The organism is Streptomyces katrae (genome assembly GCF_000966975.1).
GTDB lineage: Bacteria > Actinomycetota > Actinomycetes > Streptomycetales > Streptomycetaceae > Streptomyces > Streptomyces katrae.
In genome coordinates, this window is sequence record NZ_JZWV01001776.1 from 1 (window position 1) to 469 (window position 469).

Sequence of the window (469 nt, forward strand, 5' to 3'; positions counted from 1 at the left end):
TTCGACGGCTTCCCGGGTCCCGGAGAGGACGACGGCGTTCGGGCCGTTGACGGCGGCGATGGCCGCGCCGGGCACCAGCAGCGGGGTGACCTGCTCCTCACCCGCCTGCACGGAGACCATGATCCCGCCCTCGGGCAGGGCCTCCATGAGCCGTCCGCGTGCGTTGACGAGTGCGGCGGCGTCGCGCAGGGAGAGTACTCCGGCGATGTGTGCGGCGGCGATCTCGCCGACCGAGTGCCCGCCGACGAACCGCGGGGTGACCCCCAGGATTCGATGAGTCGGTAGAGGGCGACCTCGACGGCGAAGAGGGCGGGCTGGGTGGTTCCGGTCCGGTCCAGCGCGTCGGCGTCGTCCCCGAAGACGGTCTCCTTGAGCCCGTCCCCGAGTTCCGCGCACACGGCGTCGAAGGCGGCGGCGAAGGCGGGGAAGGTTTCGTACAGTTCGCGTCCCATGCCGGGCCGCTGGCTGC

At 72.3% G+C, this 469-nt stretch carries 1 pseudogene; it reads right to left on the reverse strand.

Going from position 1 to position 469, the window contains the following annotated elements:
* Window positions 1-469 (reverse strand): annotated as a pseudogene (locus VR44_RS43650) (acyltransferase domain-containing protein); the annotation flags it as partial.